Genomic DNA, 25,323 nt, shown 5'->3' with positions numbered 1-25,323 from the left:
AGTAACTTGTGATGCTGATAATCTTGTTGACTATCAGTCTGACTCCACAAGCACCCACACGAATTGCTTGATTCAGTTGTTAAAGAGCGGTTGGTTAAGATCTTTCGTCTCAACCGAGGCGCGCATTCTACAGCAGCCTCATTTGCTGTCAAGTGATTATTTTCAGAAGCTTTCGAAGAATTCTTCAACAACTTCAACCACTTGCGCTTCCGATCACTCGTTAGCGGGAGGCGAATTCTACAGCGTTACACGCTGCTGTCAACACCTCTTTTTCAACTTCTTGCGGGCTTCGATGAACTGAAGCAACTGACTGTCGAAACCCACATAACTCATTGTTTACCAAGGAGTTTTCCGTTTCGACTGCGCCGGAAGTGGGGCGAATTATAGGCCTCCAGGATCTGCCGTCAACCTCTTTTTCCACTTTTAAACAGGACCGCCCCACACTCTCGGGCAGCCCTCCCGTAATCGCTGGCTCAGAACGTGTATTTGAAGCTCGTCATAAAGTTACGTGGAGCCCCGTAGACGCTCCAGCTGTCTGCGTACGCATAGTAGCTGCGGTCAAACACGTTGTTGACGTTCAGCGTAGCGCTGAGGTTTTTGCTGATGTCATACCGTGCCATCAGGTTGGTCAACGCGTAACTGCCCTGCTCGAACGTATGCAAGTCCATCCCGGTCTTGCTCTGCCAGTTAACCCCGCCGCCAACCGTCACTTTGTCGAACACACCCGGCAGGCGATAAGTGGTAAAGGTCTTGAGGCTGTGGCGCGGGCTGGTAGTAACGATGCGCTGGTCTTCAGCGTTGGTGCTCACGCTGTAGGCGTAACCGGCAGAAGCTTGCCAGCCTTCGCTCAGTTCACCGTTGAACTCAAGCTCTACCCCCTTGGTCGTCGTGCCCTGCTCTGCACGGTAGATATCAGGGTCGCGGACAAACACCGGCAGGTTGTCCTGGTCAATCTTGAACAGCGCCAGGCTGGCGTTGAGTTTGTCGTCGTTAAAGCTGCCCTTGACCCCAACCTCATAACCCGTGCCTTCCTGCGGGTCCAACGCCTTGTAGCTCGCGTCCTGAATGCCGTAGGCCTGCGGATTGAAAATCTTGGTGTAGCTGGCATACAGCGACCAAGTGCTGCTCAAGTCAAAAACGATACCGGCATAAGGCAGGAATACACCGTTGCGGGTTTCCTTGTTCTCGGTGGTCTGGCTTGGGTCGGCGAACGTTACCACTTCATTGCTGCGCTTCCAGTCTGTCACGCGGCTGCCGAAGATCACGGACGTGTTGTCGGTGACGTGCAAGCGCGAAGTCAGGTAAGCCGCGTACTGGTCCTCTTCAATATGAGTCTTGCCCACGGGCGTGGTGTTCGGAATATTCGCACCGCTCCCGTTCCAGTTGAAGATGTTGGGCACGGTGCCGTCGTAGCCAGTCCAACTGCCGAACCAGCCGCCATGGCTTGGCGTGTTTTCGTTGTAGCGCGACATCGTCACACCGGCGATCAACTCATGCTCGCGCCCAAACAGGTTGAACGGCCCGGTGAGATAGGCATCAAGGTTGTTCTGGCGCGGCGTGCCGGACCAGCGATTGGGATACAGATACGCACCCGACCCAGTGTCCTGATCAATACTGCCGTTCATATAGTTGATCAGCTCATCGAACTGGTTCTGGGTATGACTGACTTCCACCTTGCCACTCCAGCCGTTATCGAACTGATGCTCGATAGAGGTGAAGATATTGGTCTGCTTGCGGTCGTTATAGGCCCAGTCCGGCGCACTGTTGGCGGAACGGCTAAAGGTGGTCCGGTTGCCATTGCTGTAGAACATCGGGAAACCGGTGCGCAGCGGATCGTTGACCTGGTTGTTGATATAGCTGAAGCCCACCGTGAGCATGGTCGCTTCGCTCAGGTCGAACTCGGAAATCCCGTACACCAGCTGCGAGTCGGTGTTGACCCGATCCACCCACGAGTTCTGCTTCTTATAGTCCACCACCAGACGACCACGGATATTGCCGCTGTCATTCAATGGCCCCGACACATCAAACCCCGCCCCATAGCGATCCCAACTGCCCGCCTCGCCAGTGATGCTGGCTTGTGCCTCGGCAGTCGGCCTCTTGCGAATCAAGTTGATAGTCGCCGACGGCGTGCCTGAACCGCTGATCAAACCTGTGGCGCCGCGCACCACTTCAACACGGTCATACATCGCAGTGTTTTGAGTGGTGTTATCCAGCCGCGCCGAGGTCGGCACGCCGTCGATTTCAAAGTTGTTGATCTGGAAGCCACGGGACCAATAGGTATCGTTCTCCGCCCCCACGCCTACACGCAGCACGGTAATGCCCGGCGTGGCTTCCAGCACTTCGGTAAGGTTGGTGAGTTTCTGGTCATCGAGGCGTTGACGAGTGATCACTGTCACCGACTGCGGTGTTTCCTTCTGGGTCAGGTTCAGCCGTGTCGAACTGCTGGACGAATACGTGGTGTACAGGCCGGTGCCCTCAGTGGTCGAACCCGGCGCCATGCCTGAGATAGACACCGCACCCAGTTGCAAGGCACCGCCCGCCCCAGGCTGCAATTGATAACGCCCCTCGCCGGTCTGCACCACCGTCAACTCGCTGCCCGCCAGCACTGCCTGCAACGCTTGGCCCACGGTATAGCTGCCATGCAGCGCCGGGCCAGTCTTGCCAGCTGTGAGCGCGGCATTGCCCGCCAGGTAGATGCCGGCTTGGGTGGCGAGCTGGTTGAGCTGGTCGGCCAGCGCACCGGACGGCAGGTCGAAGCGCTGTACGCTCGTTTGTTCAGCCGCAGCCGCCAGCGGTGCAAGGCTCAGACTGGCAGGCACAGCCAAGGCAAACGCAATTGCCAGGGCCAAAGGTTGGGGAGAGTTACGCAAGAATGAGGACATAAAACAGTTCCGGTCGAAGGAGGCATCAAGCCGTTGTCCTTCTCTAATTCGAATGAAAATCCAAAACCGGAAGCACAGATGAAAAAAATCAGCGCGGTACCACGTTGACCCACCAGGCAAAGCGCCGCTCAACCCGTACGGGTAGCACTTGCTCCAACATGGCCAGCACCTGATCGGTGTCCTGCAAGGGATAAGTGCCCATCACGCGAAGATTGGCCACCTGCGGATCAATCCCCAAATGCCCCTGGCGATAACTCGCCAGCTCATCAATAAAGTCCCCCAGGCGCATATCGTTCGCCATCAGCGCGCCATTAGCCCACGCCTCTCGCCCGGGTTGCGCACGCTGCGTCGCCGACACGCTTTGACGATCAAACGCTACGCCCTGACCGGCCTGCACAATTCGGGTTTGATCGGTGTCGGCGCAGTTGGCCAGCACGCTGCCTTCATACACATTAAGCAGCGTGCGGCCATTTTGTTCGCGCACGCTGAACCGCGTGCCCAAAGGTCGCAGGCGACCTTGCGGGGTATCCACCACAAACGGTCGACGATCACCGCCGGTATTGATCAGGACTTCGCCCCTGTAGAGTTTCAATTCACGCAGCCCAACGCTGAAATTCACGTCCAGTACCGTGCCACTGTTAAGCCAGATTCGCGAACCGTCCGCCAACAGCTGCTCACCCAACACCGCAGTGCCCGTATGAAAGTCCGTGTTCCACGCCCCTGGCAACCAACGCTGCTGCCAACTGCCCCAGCCCAGCAACGCGCCGCCCATGACCACCGACAACCCGCGCAACACCTGCCGCCGCGAACGCTGGGAATGCCGCAGGTTCTCCAGCGTTTTGTTGGCACCCGCCACATCCACCTGCAATGGCGCAAAACGCTGCCCCACACGAGCGACGTAACTCCACGCCTGGCGATTGATCTCGCTGTGGGCATGCCATTCGCGCCACGCCTCATGCAATGGCAAGGCCGAGGGTTCGGCACTCAGGCGTGCGTACCAGTCAGCTGCTTGTTGCAAGGTGGCATGGTCAAGGCCACCGAGTTGAGTGCTCATGACAGGGCGCCGTCCAACTCGGCTTCCAGCACCATGCACTGGAACATGGCTTGCCCGATGTATTTGGTGACGGTGCGCTCACTCACGCCGATGCGCTGCGCAATCTCGCGGTAACTCAAACCGTCGATCTGGGCCAGGCAGAACGCCTCGGACACCTTTGCCGGCAACCGATCGAGCATCGCCTGCAAATGCACCAACGCTTCCAGCACCAACGCACGGTGCTCTTCCGAAGGTGCACACGCCTGCGGCCGACTCGCCAACACCTCAAGCCACGCTTGCTCTACCTGTTTACGCCGGAAAAAATCCACACACACATTGCGCGACAACGTACTGAGATACGCACGCGCATGCCCTTCGCTGCCAAATTCACGGGGATGGGTTAAGAGTCGAACAAACACATCATGGGCCAACTCGGCGGCATCGCTGACGTTGCCAAGCTTTCGGGCCAGCCAGCGCTGAATCCAGCCATGGTGAGCGCTATAGAGGCAGCCAACGCTGAGGGGGGAGGCGACGGGCTCAGGAAGCGGAGGCATAAGGAGCCCTACGAATAAGAATTGTTCCCAATAATAATTAGAAACGGAAGGCACTACAACGGGCAAACATCGCCAAAATCATCCCGGCCCCGGACGCTGATTGACAACACCATCGCCCAGGGACACGTCCCTAATCGTCGAGTGATGGTGATTTTGGAGCGCTGATGCACGGGGTTGTTTTTTGCGGTGCAGAACAGTGATCATCGCCCTCCCCCCGTACGCAGAGGAACCGAGACCATGGAATTGACGCTGGAAGCTGTGGCGCTTTTTGCACTTAAGTTGGTGCATGAGCAGGACGGCGGCAGCCCGATTTTGCGCGATGACCCGGTGATGGTGGGCTATGACAGGGAGGTGTTTGGCCTGCTGGTGCGCCAGGCAGACCTGGCCGCGATTCTGGTGAAAGTTGATGAATGTGTGGGGCAAGCGCTTGTCGCGGTGGGCGGCATCGATACCGTACTGGGGCGCGAATTGCAGCGGTTGGCCGCAAGCGTGCAGAACATCGATCAACTCGACGAACTGCCCGCCCCGTTAGCCACGCTTAAGGATTACTTGAAAGACATCCAGTAAGGCAACCTACCGCCGCCCTTCCACCGCCATCCGCACCGCCAACCCCATCAGCACCGAGCCCATCAACCAGCGCTGCACCACCTGCCAACCGGGCCGGGTGACGAAGAACACCGCGATGGAGCCCGCCATGGTGGCAATCGCCGCGTTGACGCTCACACTGATGAAAATCTGCGTAAAGCCCAACACCAAGGATTGCGTCAGCACACTGCCGTGGCCGTTCGGGTCGATGAACTGAGGCAGCAATGACAAATACATCACCGCCACCTTGGGGTTCAGCAGGTTGGTCACAAGGCCCATCGTGAAGAGCTTGCGCGGGCTGTCCTCTGGCAAGTCTCGTACCTGGAACGGTGAACGGCCGCCGGGCTTGACTGCCTGCCAAGCCATGTAAATCAGGTACAGCGCGCCGCCGAAACGTAGCGCGTCATACGCAAACGGCACCGCCATCACCAGGGCGGTGATTCCCAAGGCCGCGCACAGCATATAAACCAAGAACCCCAGCGCCACGCCGCCTAGCGAAATCAACCCGGCCGTACGCCCCTGACAGATCGAGCGCGAAATGAGATAGATCATATTCGGGCCGGGCGTGAGCACCATGCCGAGGGAAATCAGCGCATAGGCAAGCCAGTTGGACAGTTCAGGCATGGTTCGGCTCCGTTTGTTGAAACATCTGGCCAAGGTTGTAGGGTTGGTCGCCATGGTAGGGCGTTCAAAATGCGCGCGTTAGATACAGATCCGCGAGCAAAACGGCATACACCCAAAAAGGCAGACACATGATCGACTTCAACAACAAAGGCTTCTTCAAACTCAAACAAAACAACGAATACGCCGAACGCGTAAGCGCCCTGCTGCTGGACGGCGAGGAAGTGGTCGACGCGTACAAGGCCATGCGCGATGGGGTGGTGTTTACCACCAAGCGCATCATCGCGGTGAACGTGCAGGGGATTACCGGCAGCAAGAAGGACTTCACGTCGCTGCCGTACAAGAACATCGTGGCGTATTCGGTAGAAACGTCCGGGACGTTTGATCTGGATTCGGAGTTGGAGGTTTACTTTTCTTCGTTGGGGAAAGTGAGGTTTGAATTCACGGGGAAGACGTCGATTGTGGAAATTTCGCGATTGATTTCCAAACATCTGCTGGGCTGATCGATAGGCAAAAAAGACCGGCAAGTTCTGACTGAAAGGCAACAACCATGCGTGCCAGTCGGCGATGAAACCAGCTGATTTTTCCCACGAAAACCATCGAAACAGTCCGATTCCCGCCACTGCCCCCATGCCCATAGGCTCACTCCCCCCCCCACACAAGAAGTGAGCCCGGCATGTCAGAACGCGCCTACCCCCTCACCGAGGAAGAACAACTCAAACAGCGAATCCTGACGCCGCAACCGGTGCGGCATTTCGGTGAGTTCGATCATTTGACGGGCAAACAACGTAAGCCAGCTGAGCCTGGAAAAACCGTAGAACCATGAACCACTCAATTATGGGCGTTGTACCTAACGAAGACTTTGCATCCTTTGAAGAAGCGTTACCGCTGTCCACTCAAGAGCTGATGGAAATCATGGGTTGGGAGAAACTCCAGGATTGCGTATTTGACTATCTATTAACGGTAGAACAAGTAAGCAAAATAGAAGACGCGACGGGTCAAAAAAGCCCCCTCACCTTGATTTATTTCTCACCTCACACGAATAAGTTGGCTAAAGAGCATTAATAACCCATGCGCAGACTCTCACTAACCAACAAAAAACTCCGCAACATCCCCAGGCGCCTCAAAGCTCTCACCCGCTGGGCCGACAGCTTCGAAGGCAGCTTCTACTCAGAACTGCCGCTAGAGCGAGGGTTCGAAAACGAAAAAATCCCCGTGATCGAATCCCTCGTCGAAGGCAAACAAACCACACCGGAAATTCTGGCTCACTGTGCTCAACAGCTAATCAGGGCGGCGGGCTACTTGCTTGAAGCCAGGCCGATCGATGCTCCCGAATGCTGGGTTGTCGCCAACATCATGATTCCCGATATGTTCTCCAGCGAGGTCTGTGTCTATACGGACAAACGCCGCTTTCTGGGCAGTACCCAACCCTTTGACTACGAGCAATTCCGTCAAACCCGCATTACGGGCCGAAGCCTCGCCAGTGAGTGGGGCCTGACGGTTCCCTCAGGGCTTCATGAGGTCGGCTTTCACTTTGTGCATGAGGACGAAGACGGGCATACCTTTGAATCGGAGCATTGGTACTACGGCGAAGTCAGTGCGACCGATGAAGATCCGGGGGGTGAACGTTGGAAGTACCAGACCTTCCAATCATTTCGGGCACAAAACCCGGATTCGTTTGCCGCTACGCTTGAGATCGTCCCGTGACTGACGGAATTTCTCGATAGCAGTGTGCCAGGCATATGCATGGGGGCTGAACCACCGCTATCGGGTTCACGCCCCCTCCCACATTAGGTCGGTCTACCTCACGCGCTATGCAGTTAGCCACGATGGGCCATCAGCTCGCCTTCACCCCACTCCCCACCCCGTCCACCGGAACCTGCTGCGCCGGGTCCGTCACATCAAACACATGCTGCTCACACCTCTCCCCTTTGAACTGAAACTCCACCAAATACACCTTGGCCTTCTCCGGGCTAAACGTGCTCATCACTGGCCCGCAGTTGTAGTAAACCCCGTTGCCCTGGCTGCCTGCCGTGCTGGAAACGGTGAGCTTCTTGCCAGGATCAGCCAGGGTTTCCAGTTGCGGGAAACGTTTGAACCCCGCACTCGCGACCGTTTGGTTGAGCTTGGCGATCCAGTTGAAGACTTTGCCTTCGCCGGTGTCCATCACGGTGCCGAGGGTTTCCATGCGCTGGTCGGGGTCGCCTTCGCGGCGGATGGAGAATTCGACGGGGTTGGTGCCGCCGTTGGCTTTCATGATGACTTTGGCGTGGTCGGCGTCGACGGCTACGGTTTTTTGGCGCAGCTGGATGCCGTCTTTGAGCAAGGTTGGGGATGAGTTGCGTTGGTTGGATTGGCAGGCGCACAGGGCTAGGGTGATGAGGGAAAGCAGAGCAATTCGCTTCACAGGGGGATGTCCTTATCGGTGTGAATGGGGGTGATGACTGGACCTGGAAATAAACAGAATGTTCCGCATTGGCGCGGTTGAGATACAGGTACTGCGGTTTGGCAGGTGCACCGAGGTGATCCCTTCGCAGCCTCGCTAAGGCTCGACAGCTCCCACAGGGGATTGGCGGCGGGTCAGAAATCCAACCGTGCGCACAAACCGCCTTGTGCCAAGTTGTGCAGTGCCAGGCGGCTACCGATTTTACCGACGATCATCTCCACAATCGCCAACCCCAACCCGGCGCCGTTGGCGTTACCCCGGCTGTAGAACCGTTCGAACAAGCGGCCCAGTTCCGTTTCATCAATCCCCGGCCCCTGGTCTTCCACGCGTAGGCTGGTGGCACCAATCACCACTTTCACTTCGCTGCCAGCAGGCGAGAAATTCAGCGCGTTGGTCACCAGGTTTTGCAACGCAATCGCCAGGGCGACGGGCTCGGTTTCCACCCAAACCTCCTCCTCTCCCTCCAGCACCAGTTCCACGCCTTTTTCCATGGCCAGTGGCGCCAGCTCAGCCAGTTCTTCGCGCACCAACTCCGTCAGTTGCACACGACTGCGCACCGGGTTGTTCAGTTGCGGCTCGATACGGGCCATGGTCAGCAGTTGGCTGCCGATGCGGGTGGCGCGGTCGACGCCGTTGACCAGGAAGTCCAGGGCTTCGCGGCGTTGTTCCGGGGTCTCGGCGCTTTGGGCGTTTTGCGCGTGGATACGCAGGATCGCCAACGGCGTGCGCAGTTCGTGGGCGGCGTCGGCGATGAAGCGGCGTTCGCGTTCCAGCAATTCATCGACTTGCACCAGCAGCCGGTTCAGCGCGGTTTGCATGGGTTCCAGATCGCTGGGCAAGGGTGCCAAATGCAGGGGCTGCAAGGTGTGGCTGTTGCGTCCGCGAATCGATGAGGCCATCGCACGCAACGGTTTCAGACCCCAGCCGATGAACAACCAGATCAATACCGTGAGCAATGGCACGCCAATCAGCGTGGGCCAGAGGGTGTGGCCCATGATGCGCTGGATCACGTCCTGGCGGATGTCATCGCGCTCGCCCACCCAAATCAGCAATCCCTGTTGTGGGTCGGCCAGAAGAAAGGCGCACCAGTCATTGCCGTTGTCCATCAGGTCATGGGAGCCGAGGGTCGCAGGCGGTGCCGCCAGCACCGGCGCTTCGGCAGAGCGCACCAGCAGTTGGCCGTCAGTGCGCCACACCTGAAAGGTCAGGCGGGTTTCATAAGGGTGGGCGACGCCCTCCTCGCCCACGCGGCTCATCGCCTGGTCAAACGCCTGATACAAACGGTCCCAGTCGGCTTCATCGGGATCGCGCTGGCGCAATACGCCCTGCAGCAGGCGCGCACTTTGGGCGAGTTGGGCGTCGTAGACCTCTTCGATTTCGTGGTGGCTGTCGCGCAGCACCAACCAACTGATCAGGGCATTGCCCAGCAGGATCAGCACCAACACCGGGATGAGGATGCGTGCGCGTACCGAGTTCATGAGGTGAGTACCAGCACGTAGCCGACACCGCGCACGGTGCGGATCAGCTCTGTGGATAACTTTTTGCGCAGGTTATGGATCAACACTTCCAGGGTGTTGCTTTCGACTCGGTCCTGCCAGCCGTACAACGCTCGGGACAGGCGCTCGCGGGTGACGACTTTGCCGGGGCGCACCATCAGTTGGTGCAGCAGTTGGTACTCCATCGGCGTCACGATGATCTCCGCGTCCTGGTAGCGCACTTGCTGGGTCGCCGGGTCGAGGCTGATGCCGGCGTGTTCCAGCAGTGGTTGCGCACGCCCCTGGCTGCGGCGCAACAGAGCACGCACGCGGGCCTTGAGTTCTTCGACGTCGAAGGGCTTGACCAGGTAGTCGTCGGCACCGGCGTCCAGGCCGGCGATGCGTTCGGCGGTGCCGTCGCGGGCGGTGAGAATCAGCACCGGCAGGTCGTGTTGCTCGGCGCGCAGTTGCTGCAATAGGTCGAGGCCATCGAGCCGTGGCAGGCCGAGGTCGAGCAGGAGTAAATCAAACGATTCGGTACGCAGCGCATGCAGGGCCGCGACGCCATCCTGCAACCAATCGAGGGTGTAGCCTTCGGCTCCCAAAGCCACGCGAATCCCCTGGCCGAGGGCACGATCATCTTCGACAAGAAGTAGGCGCATTGTTGGTGCTCTGTAGGAAACGGCGAAATCATGCCGGGTTTTGCGCGGGTCCCCCCGGCAAAGATGTTACGGCTCGTTGCCAACTAAGGTTGCACTAAGGTTGGTTTAGCACTGTGAAATCTCCCACATCTGCTGAGAGCTTTTCCATGCGCAAAATTCTCCTGTTGTCCCTCGTCCTCGCCAGCCCCCTGGCCCTCGCCGGGCCGCAGTGCACCACCGCCGAGCGCTCGCAATGGCAAGACGAAAAAGCCTTCCAGGACAAGCTCAAGGCCGAAGGCTACACAATCAGCAAGTTCAAGGTCACCGACGGCAACTGCTACGAGATCTACGGCTTCGACAAAGACAAGCGCAAGGTCGAGATCTACCACGACCCGGTCACCGGCAAAGCCGTGAAGACTGAGATCAAGGGCTGATGCCAGGCGACTCCCTGCGCCTGTGGGACCCATTGGTACGACTGTTTCATCTGTCGATCGCCGGGGTCTTCGTCGCCAATTACTTCTTTAACGAAGCGGGCGACGACTGGCATGTCTGGCTGGGCTACTACGCCATGGCCTGGCTGCTGGTGCGTTTGGTATGGGGGTTTGTCGGGCCACGCAGCGCACGTTGGGCAGACTTTTGGCCGACACCCAAACGCCTGAATGCTCAGGTGCGCTCACTGCTCAACGGTCAGCCGCAGCATCGCCTGGGTCATTCGCCGATGGGTGCGCTGGTGATGCTGTTGATGTTGCTGGCCTTGCTCACAGTTGGCGTCAGCGGCTTTCTAATGGAAGAAGTCGATGCCCTGTGGGGCGCTGACTGGCCGCTGCAAGTTCACGAGACGGCCGCCAATGTGTTGCTGGGCCTGGTGTGTATCCATGTACTGGCGGCGGTGTTTGAAAGTATTCAGGTGCGGGACAACCTGCCGTTATCCATGCTCACCGGTCGCAGGAAGCGCCTGCCGGATGAGCGTGCGCAGTAATCCTTTTATCCACAGGTCTCCTATGCGCTCCGCCTTATTGATTTTCAGTGTGCTGGTGGTGTTTTTCGCCGCCTGGCAAAGCCACCCGCCCCATGTGCTGGCGCCGTTCGCCCAGGTGAATCCGAACACCGAAAAAGTCGCAGCGGCCCCCCAGTACACCAGTCGATTTGTGTCGACACAGCTCACCGACTTTGTGCACTCATCTTCCGTCACCGCCCTGCCCGGAGGCGACTTGATGGCGGTGTGGTTCGCCGGCTCCCGCGAAGGCGCCGCCGATGTGCAGGTGCGCACCGCGCGCTTTGACGCCCGCAGCGGCGAATGGGGTGCCGAGCAGGTGCTGGCCACACGAGAAAGTACCCGCGACGGTACCCAGCGTTATATCCGCAAGCTCGGCAACCCGGTGATCGCGTTGGCGCCGGATAAACGCCTGTGGATGTTTTATGTGTCGGTGTCAGTGGGCGGCTGGGCAGCCAGTGCGATCAATGTGATGGTGTCGGATGACTTGGGCGCCAGCTGGTCGGCACCTAGGCAACTGGTGACCTCGCCGTTTTTCAATATCAGCACCCTGGTGCGTGCCGCGCCGGTGTTCCACGCCGACGGCTCCATCGGTTTGCCGGTGTACCACGAGTTCATGGGCAAGTTTGCCGAGTACCTGTACTTGAGCGCAGACGGCGCAGTGATCGATAAATTCCGCATCAGCCGTGGCAAGCATTCGCTGCAACCGACCATCGTGCCGCTGGACGGCCAGCGCGCCGTGGCGATGTTGCGTTACGCCGGCGACACCCATCACCGCGTGCTGGCCAGCCGCACCACGGATGCCGGGCAAACCTGGAGCGAGCCTTACCCGCTTGAGCCGGCCAACCCCAACTCATCGCTGGCGGCCGTCGCCACGCAAGACGACGGTTTGCTGGTGGCACTCAACGACCTGCAAGACGGCCGTTTCAAGCTCAGCCTTTACGGCACCGACGCCCAGCTCAGCCAGTGGCGCACGGTGGTGGAGCTGGACCAATCGCCGGACCCACTGGGCCAACCGTTCTCCCCCGAGGCTTACAAAGCGATTATCGGCGAAGGTTTCCGCGCATCCAGCGGCGCCAGGCGCCTGCCTTTGGAAGAACGCTTCCTGAGCAGCCTGGATTACCGCGTGTGCAAACCCGTTGGTTGCGACTTTGAATACGAGTACCCGTATTTCAGTCGCAGCCCGGACGGCACCTACCACCTGGTTTATTCGTGGAATAACACCTTTATCAAACATGTCAGCTTCAACGAAGCTTGGCTGGCGGAGCGACTGTGATGGTTTCCCTGTGGCAGGCCCATTTGAGTTTTGTATTGCTGGGTTTTGTGGCCCTGTGTGCGCTGCGTTTTACCGCACCTTGGCGGCCGTGGTTGCTGCCGATACTGGTGGCGGTGAGTTTCATCCCGGTCAATGAGCTGCCGTTGGCGGCGTATGTACGCAGTTTTACCGATGACCTGGCGATCAGCACGTTGGTGTTGTTGGCGTGGGTGGCATTGAGTCGATTGGGACTGGTGCAGCCGCTGGGGCGCCCTCACCGCGTGCAGATGTTGGGGCTGTTTGGCGTGCTGTGCCTGGTGCTGTACCCGGCGACGTTGGGCCTGACGTATTTCGATCCATACCGCTGGGGGTTCAACCCTCGGCCGATGATTGTGCTGGTGGCCGCCGTGGCGCTGCTGATGTTGGCACTGCGTAACACGCTGGCGGTGTGGATGCTGGCAGTGGGCACGCTGGCGTTTGCGTTGCGACTCAAGGCGTCGGAAAACTACTGGGATTATCTGGTTGATCCGTTGCTGGCGGTCTACTGCGTCATCGCTGGATTAATGCAATTCAAACTGTGGGAGCGGGCTTGCTCGCGAATGCGCGGTGTCAGTCGGTACATGTTTGGCTGACCCACCGCTTTCGCGAGCAAGCCCGCTCCCACATGAGCCCCTTTCCACATAAGATTTGTAGTGTTTTTTAGAATGAGGAAAAAAATGACTGCGTTGCAATCACGCCGCCTGCGCTACGGCGTGGGCGCAATCGGCTTGGTGTTTATGTTGCTGGCTGCACTACGGCTGGTGTTCGTCGTCGGCTTTTCGGGCCTGCCGTTAAACACCCCGCACCTACTGGAAACCCTCGGCATCGGCCTGCGTTTCGACCTGCGCCTGGCGGTGTTGCTCTTGCTACCCCTGGTCGTGCTGGCCTGGCTGCCGCGCTGGAACCTCATCACCTTGCCCGCCTTGCGCTGGCTGGCGCGCGGGTATCTGGTCGTGGCGTTGGCCGTGGTCGGCTTGGTGTACATCATCGACTTCGGCCACTACGCCTACCTTGGCGTGCGTATCAACGCGACCGTGCTGCGTTACCTGCAAGACGCGCAGATTTCTCAACAAATGGTGTGGGAAACCTACCCCGTGCTGTGGATAACCGCCTGCTGGCTGGCAGCCGTGGCGCTGTGGGTGTGGGCGCTGGTGTGCCTGGAACGGTTGACCCTGGATCAGCCCAAACCCGTCATCGGTAAATGGACGCTCGCTTCAGTCTCGCTGATCGGCATTGTCGCCGTGCTGCTGGCCCTGCTCGGTCGCGTCGCCAACCTCAACCTGGAAAACCCGGTGCCCCTGCGCTGGAGCGATGCGTTCTTTTCCGGCAACAGCCAGGTAGCCGCCGTGGGCCTTAACCCGGTGCTGTTTTTGTACGACACGCTCAAGGTCGGCCAATCGCAATTTGATGAGCAAAAGGTGCGCGAGCATTACCCGCAAATCGCCCATTACCTCGGGGTAGACAACCCCGATGCGCAGCAACTGAATTTCACCCGCGAGCAAGACGTGCAGCCCTATCGACTGGCGGGAGAGCGCCCGCCCAATGTGGTTTTCGTGATGCTTGAATCCCTCGGCACCAGTGCCGTCGGCGCCTACGGCAACCCGCTGAACCCCACGCCGAACCTGGACAAACTGGCTACCCAAAGCTGGTTCTTCAAGCACTTCTATGTGCCTGTCACCGGCACTGCCAAGACCGTGTGGGCGAGTATCAGCGGCGTGCCGGATGTCACTCGCCAGGAGACCGCTACGCGCAACCCGTTGATCACGCGGCAACACACGCTGATCAACGCGTTCGAGGGGTATCAGCGGTTCTACATGATCGGCGGCAACGCCGGCTGGGCGAATATCAATGCGCTGATCCGCCAGAGCATCGACGGTGTGCAGTTGTATGAAGAAAGCCACTGGCGTTCGCCACGGGTAGACGTGTGGGGTATTTCTGACCTGGATCTGTTCAAGGAAGGTGACGCGTTGTTACGCGCCGTCCCCAAAGACCAACCGTTCTTCGCCTACCTGCAGACCTCCGGCAATCATCGCCCCTTCACCATCCCCAAGCAGAACGATGGTTTCCAGATAGCAGACGTGACCCTGGAGCAAGTCCAGGCCGCCGGTTCGCGCAGCGTCGAGCAATACAACGCGGTGCGCCTACTGGACTACAACATCGGCCGCCTGATGGAAATCGCCAAGGCCGGCGGCTGGTACGACAACAGCATTTTTGTATTCTTCGGTGACCACAACACACGCATCAGCCAAATCCCGCACATGACGCCCGCCTTCGAACAGCTGGGACTGGAGAGTAACAACGTGCCGCTGCTGATCCACGCCCCCGGCCTCAAGCCTCGGGTCATCGACGAAGCCGTGGGCCTGGCCGACTTGCTGCCCACCGTGGCGGGCATGGCAGGCATGCCGTTTCGCAACGCTGCAATGGGCCGCGATATCCAGCAGCCAGCCCCCGAGGGCGAACGTGTGGTGCCGCTGGTATTGCGCGAAGGCACTTTCCCGATCATCGGCGGCGTGACCCAGCACTTCCTGCTGCAGATGCAACACGATGGCAGTTCGCCAACCCTGCATGACCTGGCGTCGCAAACCCCGCGAGAAGACGTGGCCGAGCAGCACCCCGAAGAATTTCAGCGTCTGCAGGGGCTGACCCGAGGGCTGCACGAGAGTGCGCGGCTGATGTTGTTCCAGAACGTGCGCGAGTGATTATTCCGGCTGGAAGGTTTCGAGGTAGGCCAGGATGTCGGCGATCTTGTCCTGGTCACTGATGCCCCAGAAGATCATGCGCGTGCCGCTCACGACTTTTTTCGGCGCTTCGATATAGGCGGCGAGTTTGTCGCGGGTCCAGACCACCCCGGAGTTTTTCATCGCGTCGGAATATTGATAGTCGGTGGTGGTACCGGCAGGTCGGCCGATGATGCCGTTGAGTTCAGGTCCAAAACCGCCACGCGCGCCTTCGCCGATGCTGTGGCAACCGCCGCAGGTCTTGGTGAAGAGCTTGCCACCCGCCTCGGCATCGCCGGCAGCGAACGCAGGGCTGGTGGTGAGGATCAGGGCGAGGGTCAACAAGGCAGACTTCATGGGAGGCTCCACAGCAGGTGTAGCGGGCGATTATGCCTGTTTGTCAGGAACGCATGCCCATCCAGATCACGGTTTCGGTCCAGGCGGTGACCACCGGTGTGAGCGCGCGAAACCACGGGTCACGCACATCAATCTGCGCAGCCGAATGGTCGTGGTGGTGTTGTTCTTCCTCAACGATAGAGGCAATCGCGGCCACGGCTAGCGGGTCGATCTCCCGCAGTGTGTGCAGTTGATGGGCGAGATGTTTGAGCACCACGCTTTCAACCGCAACAGTGGTGGCGACGATGGCTTTGCGTCCGCACAGGCCAGTCATCAACCCCAACACCAAACCACCGAGGCCACACAGCCAGTAGCTGCGGCAACGGCGGTAAGCGCGCCTTTGCAACTCGGCCTGGAACACAGCGCGATGGCGACGCTCGTGCGACAGAAACTCCTGCAGTTCAGCCACCATGCTCGGGGCAAAGAACCGCGCCATGAACAACTGGCCGCTGTAGATACAGATCGCGCCATGCTCACCGGCATGGTCGACTTTGATCATGCGGTTGCCCAGATCCGGGTCGTTCACGGTTGACTGCCTTGTGCGAGGTTTCTTGAGGTGGGCGGAGTATCCTGCAACGGCATTCTTATGACCACCCATCGCCTTGAATACATCCAATCGAACCTATTTAGACGTGTTCTACTCCACGTTAATGAACCCTGATGGTGGAGTAAGGATCATGGCTCAGCCATCGATTTTAGTATTGGAAGACGACGAGATCATTCGCTCGTTGATGGTGGATGTACTGGAAGATTTCGGGGCGGTAGTGACTTCGTTCCCATCGGCAGATGAAGGGATGATTTACCTGGAACGTGGCGATGACCCGGTGGACCTGATTGTCAGCGATATTCAGATGCCGGGGTTGCTCAATGGCTACGATTTGAGCCGAGTGGTGGCGCATCGTTGGCCAACGGTGCCGGTGGTGCTGACGTCCGGTAACGCAAAGTTGGCGGCGCAACTGGGGAGTTCGGTGCGGTTCCTGCCCAAACCCTGGAGCAGCGAACATCTGATCGAGTGCGTGCAAACCGCGCTGACGCAGCAAGGATCACGCATGCATTGATAGCGCTGCGATATCACTTAAACCGAACTTCGTCACAGGCTCTGCGGTCATTAATGAGGCAAGGAGCGACTTTTCTGATCCGCCGGTCAGCCTTTTCGCCTTGTGCGTTTAGGTGAATGCTTTGAGGTGTGTAGAATCGTCGCCCATTTCACGCGTCATTCATGGCCGAGAGGCCCACAGTTCGAGCTTATTGAATGCATTCACAGGCCACGCCCTCTTTGCTGGAAACGCTGCGCACAGGCACTGCCCTGCTGCACGTAGCGTTGGAAAAGCGCCTGCCGTTTTTCTCCGAGCGCCTGGATACCGAGTGGTACCGGCGTTTGCTCCAAGCGTATTACGGGTTTTATGCGCCAATGGAAGTGGCGCTGTACGACAGTGGTTTGATTACTGAAGGCTTCGACCAGGTACTGCGTGTGAAAACGCCAACCCTTCTGCACGACCTCAACGCCTTGGGTGTGGATGAGCGCACTGCCCACGCCCTGCCGCGATGCACCGAACTGCCAACGTTCGATACACCCGACGCCTGCCTCGGTGCCTTGTATGTGCTGGAAGGTGCGACGCTCGGTGGCCAGGTTTTGCGCCGGGAAATGGCCCAACGCCTGGGTGTGAATGCCGATAACGGTGGAGCGTTCCTTGATGTATACGGCGCCGAGACCGGTCGACGCTGGAAAGACTTTCTCGATTACCTGGGCAGTCTGCCGCTGGACACCCCCGCCAAACAGCGCGCGGTGGACGCAGCCCGTTCGACATTCAGCTGCTTTGAGCAATGGCTCGACAGCCAGGAGGTACTGCTATGAAACCCGACGATTTTGAAGAGCTGCTTGCCAACTGCGCCGACGAGCCCATCCGTTTTCCGGGAGCGATTCAGCCCCACGGCGTGCTGCTGACCTTGTCGGAGCCCGACCTTACGATCATCCAGGCCAGCGCCAACGTCGGCACCTTGTTCGGCCACGCGGCCGAAGCATTGCTGGGCCAGCCCTTGCACACACTGTTGGGCGCCGAGCCCGCCAAAGCCGTGCTGGAGATGGCGCAGAGCAACACATTCATCGATGCACCGCCGCTGCACGTCACCTTCAACGGTGCACAATTTGAAGGCTTGCTGCATCGCCATCAAAACGTGCTGGTGCTGGAATTCGAACCGCTGCTCAAAGACTTCCGACCACGCGCACTGAACGGTCGCACCAGTGACCTGGGCAAGATGCTGCAGCGCTTGCAGTCGGCGAAAACCCTGCAAGCGCTGTACGAAATCAGCGTGAATGAAATCCAGGCGATGACCGGCTACGACCGCGTGCTGATCTACCGCTTCGAAGACGAAGGCCACGGCCAGGTGATCGCCGAAGCGTCGGCGCCGTCCATGGAACTGTTCAACGGGTTGTTCTTCCCGGCGTCCGACATCCCCGAGCAGGCCCGCGAGCTGTATCGCACCAACTGGCTACGCATCATCCCGAATGCGGCCTACGAGCCAGTGCCACTGCTGCCCAAACTGCGCCCCGACACCGGTCAACCGCTGGATTTGAGCTTTGCCACCCTGCGCAGCGTGTCGCCGATTCACTGCCAGTACATGCAGAACATGGGCGTGTTGTCGTCCATGAGCATTTCGCTGATGAAGGGCGACAAACTCTGGGGCCTGATCAGCTGCGGTAACCGCGAGCCGTTGCTGGTACCCAATGACCTGCGCACCGCCTGCCAAACCATCGGCCAGGTGCTGTCGCTGCAGATCAGCGCCATGGAAGCCTTGGAGCTGAACCGCCAGCGCGAAGAAAAAGTCGAAGCCCTGGCACTGCTGGCCGAGGCTATGCAGGCCTCGGAGCAAAACGTGTTCGACGGCCTGGCCCAGCAAGGTCAATTGCTGATGGACCTGACCCTGTCCGGCGGCGTGGCAATCATCGAAGACAAACAACTGCACCGCTACGGCAACTGCCCGGAGCCGGCGCAAATCCGTGCCTTGCACAAGTGGCTGCAGGAAAACGGCGAGCCGGTGTTTTCCAGTCACAACCTGGCCTCGGTGTACCCTCCGGCTGTCGAGTTCCAGCAGGTGGCCAGTGGCGTGTTGGCCATGAGTTTGCCCAAGCCTGTGGATAACGGCGTGCTGTGGTTTCGCCCGGAAGTGAAAGAAAACATCAACTGGAGCGGCGACCCGAAGAAGCCGCTAGACCTGGAAACCTCCGACGCCGGCCTGCGCCTTCGCCCACGTACCTCGTTTGAAATCTGGAAAGTGGAAATGGCCGGCATCTCCACCAAATGGAGTCATGGTGACCGCTTCGCCGCCAATGACCTGCGCCGTTCAGCGCTGGAAAACGACCTGGCCCGCCAAGTGTTGCGTGAGCAGCAAGCGGTACGTGCGCGTGATGAACTGGTGGCGGTGGTGTCCCACGACTTGCGTAACCCGATGACCGTGATTTCCATGCTGTGCGGCATGATGCAAAAAGCCTTCAGCTCCGATGGCCCACACACCTCGCGGCGGATTTCCTCGGCCATCGATACCATGCAGCAGGCCGCTGGCCGTATGAATGTCTTGCTGGAGGACCTGCTCGACACCTCAAAAATCGAGGCCGGACGTTATGTGGTCAAGCCGGTTTCCTTGGACGTGAGCCAGATATTCGAAGAAGCCTATTCCCTGCTCGCACCACTGGCGATGGAGAAAGGCATCGATTTGTCGTTCAACACCGAGCCTGGCCTGCAGATCAATGCCGACCCGGAGCGCCTGTTCCAAGTGCTGTCGAACCTGATCGGCAACGCCATCAAGTTCACGCCGCGCCAAGGCAATATCGGCATCAGCGCCATGAGCAATGGCGAGGAGATTGTGTTCTCGGTACGCGATTCCGGCGAGGGAATTGCGCCGGAGCAATTGCCACATGTGTTTGATCGCTATTGGACACAGACGGAAAACAACCCGACCGGCAGTGGGTTAGGGCTGTACATCACCCAAGGCATCATCCAGGCGCATGGCGGCAAGATCGTTGCCGAAAGTGAGGTGGGCCGTGGCAGTGAATTCCGCTTTACGGTGCCCAAGGTGATTGGGGACTCGCACACTTGATCGGGCGTCATACTTTGATGCCAAGCGTTTAAAGCGCTAGGGCCAGGCCCTCTGTAAGTTGCGCGCTCGTCTTGATAACGGAGCAAGTCATTGCCCGTTATCAATAACGCCAACCTAATATCAGAGGGAAATCTCCATGATGGGTCCGCTTAACAACAACCACGTCTATCCGCTTCCCGTCGACACCACGACCGAAGAGCCCGCACCTACTCGAAAAAAACGCAGCCCGGATGCCGATCCAGGCATCGAGCCGGAGAATGCTGTCAGCAATGAGCGCAGTCGTCAGCGCAAAGGCGGTGGCCTAGACAGCCTAGGTCGCGGAAACCTTCTTTAACCTTGCCTCTCGGGGGCAGCGTTCGCGCTGCCCTTGCCTGTTCTGCTTAACAAAACGCCGACATTCATTGCGTTAACCTCCCCGGCTGAATCTTGCTTGGAACCTGTGCCCGCATGCCCCACTCCGACACGCTGCCTGCCGTACTCGCCGGCCCTATGCTTCGCCGTCTGGAACCCCAGCGCCTGGTGCTGTGGCTGGTAGGCAGCCGCGAACTGACGCTGACGTTAAGACTGAGTGTCGCTGAACAGGCGCGGGACATCCGACTGGACCAACACCAGTGCCAAATCGTACCAGTTGGCCGCCAGGCGTTTATCCATCTGATCGACGTACCACTGGAAGACGCCCTGCCCCAGGACGTGGTCATCTGCTATGACCTGCTGATCGATAACGCCGGCATCGCCGAGTGGGCGCCCCATCTGTTGTACGCCAACGCGCGCACCCCGAACTTCATCCTTCACAGCCGTCTCCATCAACTGGTGCATGGTTCTTGCAGAAAGCCCCATCACCGCGCCGACGAAGGCCTGCTCTGTGTCGACCGCCTGTTGGCTGAAGCCCACATCCCGGCCGAACGTCCAGCCTTGCTCATGATGAGCGGCGACCAGGTGTACGCCGATGATGTCGCCGGGCCGATGCTGCGGGCGATCCACGCCTTGATTGCACGCCTGGGCCTGTTCGACGAATACCTGCAAGGTGCCGTGGTAAGCGACAGCGCCAGCCTCTATGGCCATCGGGCCAGCTACTATCATCGCGCCGACCTGTTGCCGGCGCTGGACAGCAACGAAACCCTGCGCGAACGCTTCTTTGGCGGGGTGAAAAAACCAATCTTCACCAGCAGCACGGCCGACAACCACCTGGTGACCTTCGCCGAGGTACTGGCAATGTACTTGCTGGCCTGGTCGCCCACACCTTGGACACTGATCACCCCGCACCCGCCGCAACTGAGCGTCGAAGAACAGGCACGATATGCCCGAGAGCAGGTGCAGATCGACCGGTTCCGCGACGGCCTGCCAGGCGTCGCACGGGTGTTTGCCCACCTGCCTACCTTGATGATCTTCGACGATCACGACATCACCGACGATTGGAACCTCAGCGCCCAATGGGAAGAAACCGCCTACGGTCATCCGTTCTCCAAGCGCATCATCGGCAACGCCTTGCTCGCTTACCTGCTATGCCAAGGTTGGGGTAACCAGCCGGCGGTGTTTGGTGAACTGGTAAGCCACACCCAAGCGCTTGCCAGCCAGGTCAAGGCCAATCACCTGGACGCAGCCGCACAGGATGAACTGGTCGACGCGCTGCTGAAATTCCAGCAATGGCATTACATATTGCCAACCACCCCGGCCCTGGTGGTACTCGACACGCGTACCCGACGCTGGCGCAGCGAGTTCACCCTCGCGCAACCCTCGGGCCTGCTGGACTGGGAAGCCTTGAGCGAACTGCAACAGGATTTGCTCGACCACCCTTGCGCCATCATCGTCTCGCCCGCGCCGGTCTTTGGCGTCAAGCTGATCGAGACGGTGCAGAAGGTGTTCAGTTGGTGTGGCCACCCGTTGCTGGTGGATGCCGAAAACTGGATGGCCCATCGCGGTGCCGCCCAGGTGATCCTTAATATCTTCCGTCACTCGCGCACGCCGGGTAACTACGTGATTCTCTCCGGTGACGTGCATTATTCGTTCGTCTACGAAGTGCTGATCCGCCATCGCAACGCCGGCCCCCGGATCTGGCAGATCACCAGCAGCGGCATCAAGAACGAATTTCCGCCACGCCTGCTGGAGTGGTTCGACCGCCTCAACCGTTGGCTGTACTCCCCTCGCTCGCCCCTCAACTGGTTCACCCGTCGCCGCACCATGCAGGTGGTGCCGCATATTCCTGAGCACGCCGAGGCTGGTGAGCGGTTATGGAACTCGGCGGGGGTTGGCCAGGTGTTTTTCAACGAGCAGGGTCAACCGGTGGCGATTTACCAACACAACGCAGATGGGAAGGCTCGGACGAAAATGGTAGCACCGAAGTAATAGCTCATTGCCACCCACCTAAAGCAGCACCACCGTCCTATTCAAAGCACCCAAGCCACGTTGTACAGTAGCGCCAGCCACGGAGTATCGGCGTCAAATATGAGCAGGCCTTAAGCGCCTGCCACCGGCAAGGAGCAGGCAAATGGACGATATTTCCGGCAATAGCCCGTTGATGGATGATTTTTCCCACCTCAACGCGGACATGTTGCACACCATTCTGGAGTTGGTCAGCGACGGAATCTGGGATTGGAACGCCAACACGGGGTTCGTCTACCGCAGCCCTGGGTGGTACGAGATGCTGGGCTACCCGCGCCACTCCCTGGAAAACACCGTGTTTACCTGGGAGAGCGTGATCCACCCAGAGGATTACCCCCAGGTGATGACGATCTTTGATAACTACATCACTCGTCGCGCGCCCCACTACCAAATCGAATACCGATGCCGCAAACAAGATGGTAGTTACCTGTGGATCGAAGACCGTGGTTATGTGATTTCGCGCAATGCCGACGGCTCGGTGGCGCGAATGGTCGGTGCGCACCGCGATATCGACCTGCGCAAAAACTCCATTGAGCAACTAGAGCGGCGTAATCAATCCCTGGAGGCCCTGGTCACCGAGCGCACGCGCGAGTTGTCACGGGTCAACCAACAACTGCAATTGCAGTTGGATGAAAACCGCTCCCTGGCGGAACGAGACGCCCTGACCCTGGTCGCCAACCGTTATCGCCTGGAAAAGGTGTTGCTGGAAGAATCCGACCGCGCACAGCGTTTCCGCCTGCCGCTGGCACTGATCGCGGTGGATATCGATGACTTTAAGCCGATCAACGACCTTCACGGTCACAGCGTGGGCGACCAGACCCTGGTGCGAGTGGTGGAGTGCCTGGAAAACTGCGTGCGCGAAGGCGATCTGCTGGCTCGCTGGGGCGGGGATGAGTTCATGGTGATCCTGCCGGAAAGCTCACTGGAAACGGCGAAGGCCGTGGCCGAGAGCGTGCGCCAGAAACTCAAGGACATGCCACTGGGAGGGGCTTTGAACGTGACCCTGAGCCTGGGCGTGGCCGAACGCCAATTGGGTGAATCCCCCGCTGCCTTGATGGCGCGCGCCGATCAAGCGTTGTATCGCGCCAAGGCGGCGGGGAAGGATGGGGTTTCAGAATAAGTGCTGGGTTACCGCACCGGTGGCGCGTACTGGATACCGCCGTTGTTCCACAGGGCATTGAGCCCGCGCTTGATCTTCAGCACGCTGCCTTGGCCGATATTGCGCTCGAACACTTCGTCATAGTTGCCCACCTGCTTGACGATCTGCACCACCCAGTCCTTGCGCAGTTTCAGGTCCTTGCCGTACTCGCCGTCGGCGCCCAGCAGTCGCGCAACGTCAGGGTTGGTGGTGGTCTTGGCCTGCTCTTCGACGTTCTGTGAGGTGATGCCCATTTCCTCGGCGTTAAGCATGGCGAACAGGGTCCATTTGACGATGCTGAACCACTCGTCATCGCCTTTGCGCACCAGCGGTCCCAAGGGTTCCTTGGAGATCACTTCCGGCAAGACTACGAACTCATCCGGGTGGGCCATTTTGATGCGCTGTGCGTACAGTCCCGACTGGTCGGTGGTCAGCACATCGCAGCGCCCGGACTCCAAGCCTTTGGCGCTTTCGTCGGCAGTGTCGAAGGTAATCGGCGTGTACTTCATGCCGTTGGTACGAAAGTAATCGGAAACGTTGAGTTCAGTGGTGGTGCCGGCCTGTATGCACACGGTCGCACCGTCCAGTTGCTTGGCGCCGGTCACTCCCAGCTTGTTGTTCACCAGGAAGCCAATGCCGTCGTAATAGGTCACACCGGTGAACACCAGGCCCATGCCCGAGTCACGGGAACTGGTCCAGGTGGTGTTGCGTGAGATCACGTCAACCTCACCCGACTGCAACGCAGTGAAACGCTCCTTGGCAGTCAACTGGCTGAACTTCACTTTCGACGCGTCGCCGAACACGGCGGCGGCCACCGCATGGCACACATCCACATCGATGCCGGTCATCTTGCCTTTGCTGTCCGGTACACCAAAGCCTGGCAACCCATCGCTGACGCCACACTGGATAAAACCCTTTTTCTGAATCGCATCCAGCGTCGCGCCCGCGTGCGCGGTGCCGGCCAAGCCCAAGACGGCGGTGGCGCTGAGTGCGGCCAAGGTGGTTTTCAATCGGTTCATGCAAGGCGCTCCCTGTCATTCCTTATTATTCGGCGCTGCACAGCCCGCGCCGGTTTATAGTGCTGCCCGGCAGTATCCACGGCTTTACCGCACTGCCACAAACGACCTTTAGGCAATGGCTCCTTCCGATTTGGAATGAACTGCATGATTTCAAAACGCTTGACCCCTTCGATGACCGCCCTGCAATGCTTCGAAGCCGCCGCCCGCCACTTGAGTTTCACCCGCGCCGCCGAAGAGCTGCACCTGACCCAAAGCGCGGTGAGCAAACAGGTGGCGCAATTGGAAGAGATGCTGTGCCACAACCTGTTCGAACGGGTGCGCCAGCGCTTGTACCTGTCGCCGGCGGGCTCGCTGTACCTCACGGAGGTGCACAAGATCCTCACCCAAGTGGACATCTCCAGCCGCTACATCCTCACTTACGGTGGCGAGACCGAAGTGCTGCGCATCGCCACCCAGCCGACCTTCGGTGACCGTTGGCTGGTGCCCAAGCTCAAGGATTTTGCGGCCCTGCACCCGAACATCCACTTGGATGTGCGCAACGAACTGGAACCGTTCGATGTGCTGCAGGCCAAGGCCGACATCGCGTTTTTCTTTGGCCAGGGCTCATGGCCGGGGGCGACGTGCATCGAGCTGTTTCGCGAGGCCGTGGTGCCGGTATGTGCACCAGGCTTTGTCGCCGAGGGCCGCGATGCCTCGTCCCGCCACACGTTGCTGCAATGCACCTCGCGCCCTGAGGCCTGGCACGAATGGTTCCTGGAACAGGGCCTGCATTCGCAGAACAGCTACCACGGGCCGCGTTTCGACACGTTCTACATGTGTATCCGCGCGGCGCAATCGGGTTATGGCGTGGCGTTGGTCCCGCAGTATTTGGTGGCTGAGGAGCTGGCCAACGGCAGCTTGATGATCCCATGGGACTACACGATGCCCAGCGACGGCGCGCACTTTATCGCCCATGCCGAGCATGCCGGCGAGATACCCAAAGTGAAGGCCTTCCTGAGCTGGATGACTGACTATCTGGGCGCACATCCCGACTTTTAATAATGACCCGGCGACT

26 protein-coding genes are annotated in these 25,323 nt (G+C 59.2%); 16 read left to right on the top strand and 10 right to left on the bottom strand.

Annotation, left to right across the window (positions count from 1 at the left end; all coding sequences use genetic code 11):
* Positions 1 to 473: 473 nt before the first annotated feature.
* The 3 genes from HF257_RS31585 to HF257_RS31575 form a co-directional block, all read right to left on the bottom strand.
* Positions 474 to 2,882 (bottom strand): TonB-dependent siderophore receptor, encoded by a 2,409-nt coding sequence (locus HF257_RS31585; protein WP_185710319.1) that lies wholly within the window; start codon positions 2,880 to 2,882, stop codon positions 474 to 476.
* Positions 2,883 to 2,970: 88 nt separating this feature from the next.
* A complete protein-coding gene (locus HF257_RS31580; RefSeq protein ID WP_185710320.1) occupies positions 2,971 to 3,936 on the bottom strand; it encodes a FecR domain-containing protein in 966 nt (321 codons plus the stop codon).
* A complete protein-coding gene (locus HF257_RS31575) occupies positions 3,933 to 4,469 on the bottom strand; it encodes a sigma-70 family RNA polymerase sigma factor (protein WP_185710321.1) in 537 nt (178 codons plus the stop codon). Before HF257_RS31575 ends, HF257_RS31580 begins: the two co-directional genes overlap by 4 nt.
* A 237-nt stretch (positions 4,470 to 4,706) precedes the next feature.
* Here HF257_RS31575 and HF257_RS31570 point away from each other — a divergent pair, with 237 nt between their 5' ends.
* Entirely contained in the window at positions 4,707 to 5,036 is a 330-nt protein-coding gene (locus HF257_RS31570) for a hypothetical protein (protein ID WP_185710322.1), read from the top strand.
* A gap of 6 nt (positions 5,037 to 5,042) precedes the next feature.
* On the opposite strand, the gene HF257_RS31565 is transcribed toward HF257_RS31570, so the two are convergent.
* The gene (locus HF257_RS31565) at positions 5,043 to 5,678 is read right to left on the bottom strand and encodes a LysE family translocator (RefSeq protein ID WP_185710323.1); all 636 of its coding nucleotides are present in this window, start codon (positions 5,676 to 5,678) and stop codon (positions 5,043 to 5,045) included.
* Between the two features lie 128 nt (positions 5,679 to 5,806).
* On the opposite strand from HF257_RS31565, the gene HF257_RS31560 reads away from it, so the two are divergent.
* The 4 genes from HF257_RS31560 (at position 5,807) to HF257_RS31545 (ending at position 7,382) form a co-directional block, all read left to right on the top strand.
* On the top strand, positions 5,807 to 6,178 hold the full coding sequence (locus HF257_RS31560) for a PH domain-containing protein (protein ID WP_057013158.1): 372 nt from the start codon (positions 5,807 to 5,809) through the stop codon (positions 6,176 to 6,178).
* A 173-nt stretch (positions 6,179 to 6,351) separates the two neighbouring features.
* Positions 6,352 to 6,501: a hypothetical protein gene (locus HF257_RS31555; protein ID WP_185710410.1), complete on the top strand. Its 150-nt coding sequence runs from the start codon at positions 6,352 to 6,354 to the stop codon at positions 6,499 to 6,501.
* Positions 6,498 to 6,740: a hypothetical protein gene (locus tag HF257_RS31550; RefSeq protein ID WP_185710324.1), complete on the top strand. Its 243-nt coding sequence runs from the start codon at positions 6,498 to 6,500 to the stop codon at positions 6,738 to 6,740. Before HF257_RS31555 ends, HF257_RS31550 begins: the two co-directional genes overlap by 4 nt.
* 6 nt (positions 6,741 to 6,746) lie before the next feature.
* A complete protein-coding gene (locus tag HF257_RS31545; RefSeq protein ID WP_185710325.1) occupies positions 6,747 to 7,382 on the top strand; it encodes a DUF3916 domain-containing protein in 636 nt (211 codons plus the stop codon).
* A gap of 130 nt (positions 7,383 to 7,512) precedes the next feature.
* Here HF257_RS31545 and HF257_RS31540 read toward each other — a convergent pair whose 3' ends face one another.
* The 3 genes from HF257_RS31540 to HF257_RS31530 form a co-directional block, all read right to left on the bottom strand.
* The gene (locus HF257_RS31540) at positions 7,513 to 8,082 is read right to left on the bottom strand and encodes a hypothetical protein (protein WP_185710326.1); all 570 of its coding nucleotides are present in this window, start codon (positions 8,080 to 8,082) and stop codon (positions 7,513 to 7,515) included.
* Between the two features lie 173 nt (positions 8,083 to 8,255).
* The gene (locus HF257_RS31535; protein WP_185710327.1) at positions 8,256 to 9,599 is read right to left on the bottom strand and encodes a sensor histidine kinase; all 1,344 of its coding nucleotides are present in this window, start codon (positions 9,597 to 9,599) and stop codon (positions 8,256 to 8,258) included.
* Positions 9,596 to 10,258 carry a response regulator gene (locus HF257_RS31530; protein WP_185710328.1) on the bottom strand — a complete coding sequence of 221 codons (663 nt, stop codon included), beginning with the start codon at positions 10,256 to 10,258 and terminating at the stop codon, positions 9,596 to 9,598. Before HF257_RS31530 ends, HF257_RS31535 begins: the two co-directional genes overlap by 4 nt.
* 146 nt (positions 10,259 to 10,404) lie before the next feature.
* On the opposite strand from HF257_RS31530, the gene HF257_RS31525 reads away from it, so the two are divergent.
* From HF257_RS31525 to HF257_RS31505, 5 genes are all read left to right on the top strand, one after another.
* Entirely contained in the window at positions 10,405 to 10,671 is a 267-nt protein-coding gene (locus HF257_RS31525; RefSeq protein ID WP_017736857.1) for a PepSY domain-containing protein, read from the top strand.
* A complete protein-coding gene (locus HF257_RS31520) occupies positions 10,671 to 11,216 on the top strand; it encodes a cytochrome b/b6 domain-containing protein (protein ID WP_185710329.1) in 546 nt (181 codons plus the stop codon). The genes HF257_RS31525 and HF257_RS31520 overlap by 1 nt, the downstream gene beginning before the upstream one ends.
* Before the next feature lie 22 nt (positions 11,217 to 11,238).
* Positions 11,239 to 12,507 (top strand): sialidase family protein, encoded by a 1,269-nt coding sequence (locus HF257_RS31515; protein WP_185710330.1) that lies wholly within the window; start codon positions 11,239 to 11,241, stop codon positions 12,505 to 12,507.
* Positions 12,507 to 13,118, top strand: coding sequence for a hypothetical protein (locus HF257_RS31510; protein WP_185710331.1), 612 nt, complete (start codon positions 12,507 to 12,509; stop codon positions 13,116 to 13,118). Before HF257_RS31515 ends, HF257_RS31510 begins: the two co-directional genes overlap by 1 nt.
* A gap of 84 nt (positions 13,119 to 13,202) precedes the next feature.
* A complete protein-coding gene (locus HF257_RS31505; protein WP_185710332.1) occupies positions 13,203 to 15,224 on the top strand; it encodes an LTA synthase family protein in 2,022 nt (673 codons plus the stop codon).
* Here the strand turns inward: HF257_RS31505 and HF257_RS31500 are convergent, their stop codons facing one another.
* A complete protein-coding gene (locus tag HF257_RS31500) occupies positions 15,225 to 15,599 on the bottom strand; it encodes a c-type cytochrome (RefSeq protein WP_185710333.1) in 375 nt (124 codons plus the stop codon).
* A gap of 43 nt (positions 15,600 to 15,642) precedes the next feature.
* On the bottom strand, positions 15,643 to 16,164 hold the full coding sequence (locus tag HF257_RS31495) for a demethoxyubiquinone hydroxylase family protein (RefSeq protein WP_332872246.1): 522 nt from the start codon (positions 16,162 to 16,164) through the stop codon (positions 15,643 to 15,645).
* Positions 16,165 to 16,315: 151 nt separating this feature from the next.
* Between HF257_RS31495 and HF257_RS31490 the strand changes: the two genes are divergently transcribed.
* The 5 genes from HF257_RS31490 to HF257_RS31470 all read left to right on the top strand — a co-directional run bounded on the left by HF257_RS31490 (position 16,316) and on the right by HF257_RS31470 (position 23,232).
* Complete coding sequence (locus tag HF257_RS31490; protein ID WP_185710334.1) at positions 16,316 to 16,696, top strand: response regulator; 381 nt, start codon at positions 16,316 to 16,318, stop codon at positions 16,694 to 16,696.
* Positions 16,697 to 16,890: 194 nt separating this feature from the next.
* Complete coding sequence (locus HF257_RS31485) at positions 16,891 to 17,493, top strand: biliverdin-producing heme oxygenase (RefSeq protein ID WP_185710335.1); 603 nt, start codon at positions 16,891 to 16,893, stop codon at positions 17,491 to 17,493.
* Positions 17,490 to 19,733, top strand: a complete 2,244-nt coding sequence (locus tag HF257_RS31480) for an ATP-binding protein (RefSeq protein WP_185710336.1) — start codon at positions 17,490 to 17,492, stop codon at positions 19,731 to 19,733. Before HF257_RS31485 ends, HF257_RS31480 begins: the two co-directional genes overlap by 4 nt.
* A gap of 447 nt (positions 19,734 to 20,180) precedes the next feature.
* On the top strand, positions 20,181 to 22,076 hold the full coding sequence (locus HF257_RS31475) for an alkaline phosphatase D family protein (RefSeq protein WP_185710337.1): 1,896 nt from the start codon (positions 20,181 to 20,183) through the stop codon (positions 22,074 to 22,076).
* 142 nt (positions 22,077 to 22,218) lie between these two features.
* Positions 22,219 to 23,232, top strand: coding sequence for a sensor domain-containing diguanylate cyclase (locus tag HF257_RS31470; RefSeq protein WP_185710338.1), 1,014 nt, complete (start codon positions 22,219 to 22,221; stop codon positions 23,230 to 23,232).
* Positions 23,233 to 23,240: 8 nt separating this feature from the next.
* Here the strand turns inward: HF257_RS31470 and HF257_RS31465 are convergent, their stop codons facing one another.
* Positions 23,241 to 24,269, bottom strand: coding sequence for an amino acid ABC transporter substrate-binding protein (locus HF257_RS31465; RefSeq protein ID WP_185710339.1), 1,029 nt, complete (start codon positions 24,267 to 24,269; stop codon positions 23,241 to 23,243).
* 144 nt (positions 24,270 to 24,413) lie between these two features.
* Here HF257_RS31465 and HF257_RS31460 point away from each other — a divergent pair, with 144 nt between their 5' ends.
* Positions 24,414 to 25,307, top strand: a complete 894-nt coding sequence (locus HF257_RS31460; protein WP_185710340.1) for a LysR substrate-binding domain-containing protein — start codon at positions 24,414 to 24,416, stop codon at positions 25,305 to 25,307.
* The last annotated feature ends 16 nt before the right edge of the window (positions 25,308 to 25,323 follow it).

The organism is Pseudomonas cremoris, assembly GCF_014230465.1.
This window is presented reverse-complemented; position numbering and strand designations above follow the sequence as displayed.

What these genes read in the sequence shown, in the direction of transcription:
- HF257_RS31585 (WP_185710319.1), bottom strand. Translation starts at nt 2,882, where the DNA reads ATGTCCTCATTCTTGCGTAACTCTCCCCAACCTTTGGCCCTGGCAATT.
- HF257_RS31580 (WP_185710320.1), bottom strand. Translation starts at nt 3,936, where the DNA reads ATGAGCACTCAACTCGGTGGCCTTGACCATGCCACCTTGCAACAAGCA.
- HF257_RS31575 (WP_185710321.1), bottom strand. Translation starts at nt 4,469, where the DNA reads ATGCCTCCGCTTCCTGAGCCCGTCGCCTCCCCCCTCAGCGTTGGCTGC.
- HF257_RS31570 (WP_185710322.1), top strand. Translation starts at nt 4,707, where the DNA reads ATGGAATTGACGCTGGAAGCTGTGGCGCTTTTTGCACTTAAGTTGGTG.
- HF257_RS31565 (WP_185710323.1), bottom strand. Translation starts at nt 5,678, where the DNA reads ATGCCTGAACTGTCCAACTGGCTTGCCTATGCGCTGATTTCCCTCGGC.
- HF257_RS31560 (WP_057013158.1), top strand. Translation starts at nt 5,807, where the DNA reads ATGATCGACTTCAACAACAAAGGCTTCTTCAAACTCAAACAAAACAAC.
- HF257_RS31555 (WP_185710410.1), top strand. Translation starts at nt 6,352, where the DNA reads ATGTCAGAACGCGCCTACCCCCTCACCGAGGAAGAACAACTCAAACAG.
- HF257_RS31550 (WP_185710324.1), top strand. Translation starts at nt 6,498, where the DNA reads ATGAACCACTCAATTATGGGCGTTGTACCTAACGAAGACTTTGCATCC.
- HF257_RS31545 (WP_185710325.1), top strand. Translation starts at nt 6,747, where the DNA reads ATGCGCAGACTCTCACTAACCAACAAAAAACTCCGCAACATCCCCAGG.
- HF257_RS31535 (WP_185710327.1), bottom strand. Translation starts at nt 9,599, where the DNA reads ATGAACTCGGTACGCGCACGCATCCTCATCCCGGTGTTGGTGCTGATC.
- HF257_RS31530 (WP_185710328.1), bottom strand. Translation starts at nt 10,258, where the DNA reads ATGCGCCTACTTCTTGTCGAAGATGATCGTGCCCTCGGCCAGGGGATT.
- HF257_RS31525 (WP_017736857.1), top strand. Translation starts at nt 10,405, where the DNA reads ATGCGCAAAATTCTCCTGTTGTCCCTCGTCCTCGCCAGCCCCCTGGCC.
- HF257_RS31520 (WP_185710329.1), top strand. Translation starts at nt 10,671, where the DNA reads ATGCCAGGCGACTCCCTGCGCCTGTGGGACCCATTGGTACGACTGTTT.
- HF257_RS31515 (WP_185710330.1), top strand. Translation starts at nt 11,239, where the DNA reads ATGCGCTCCGCCTTATTGATTTTCAGTGTGCTGGTGGTGTTTTTCGCC.
- HF257_RS31510 (WP_185710331.1), top strand. Translation starts at nt 12,507, where the DNA reads ATGGTTTCCCTGTGGCAGGCCCATTTGAGTTTTGTATTGCTGGGTTTT.
- HF257_RS31505 (WP_185710332.1), top strand. Translation starts at nt 13,203, where the DNA reads ATGACTGCGTTGCAATCACGCCGCCTGCGCTACGGCGTGGGCGCAATC.
- HF257_RS31500 (WP_185710333.1), bottom strand. Translation starts at nt 15,599, where the DNA reads ATGAAGTCTGCCTTGTTGACCCTCGCCCTGATCCTCACCACCAGCCCT.
- HF257_RS31490 (WP_185710334.1), top strand. Translation starts at nt 16,316, where the DNA reads ATGGCTCAGCCATCGATTTTAGTATTGGAAGACGACGAGATCATTCGC.
- HF257_RS31485 (WP_185710335.1), top strand. Translation starts at nt 16,891, where the DNA reads ATGCATTCACAGGCCACGCCCTCTTTGCTGGAAACGCTGCGCACAGGC.
- HF257_RS31480 (WP_185710336.1), top strand. Translation starts at nt 17,490, where the DNA reads ATGAAACCCGACGATTTTGAAGAGCTGCTTGCCAACTGCGCCGACGAG.
- HF257_RS31475 (WP_185710337.1), top strand. Translation starts at nt 20,181, where the DNA reads ATGCCCCACTCCGACACGCTGCCTGCCGTACTCGCCGGCCCTATGCTT.
- HF257_RS31470 (WP_185710338.1), top strand. Translation starts at nt 22,219, where the DNA reads ATGGACGATATTTCCGGCAATAGCCCGTTGATGGATGATTTTTCCCAC.
- HF257_RS31465 (WP_185710339.1), bottom strand. Translation starts at nt 24,269, where the DNA reads ATGAACCGATTGAAAACCACCTTGGCCGCACTCAGCGCCACCGCCGTC.
- HF257_RS31460 (WP_185710340.1), top strand. Translation starts at nt 24,414, where the DNA reads ATGATTTCAAAACGCTTGACCCCTTCGATGACCGCCCTGCAATGCTTC.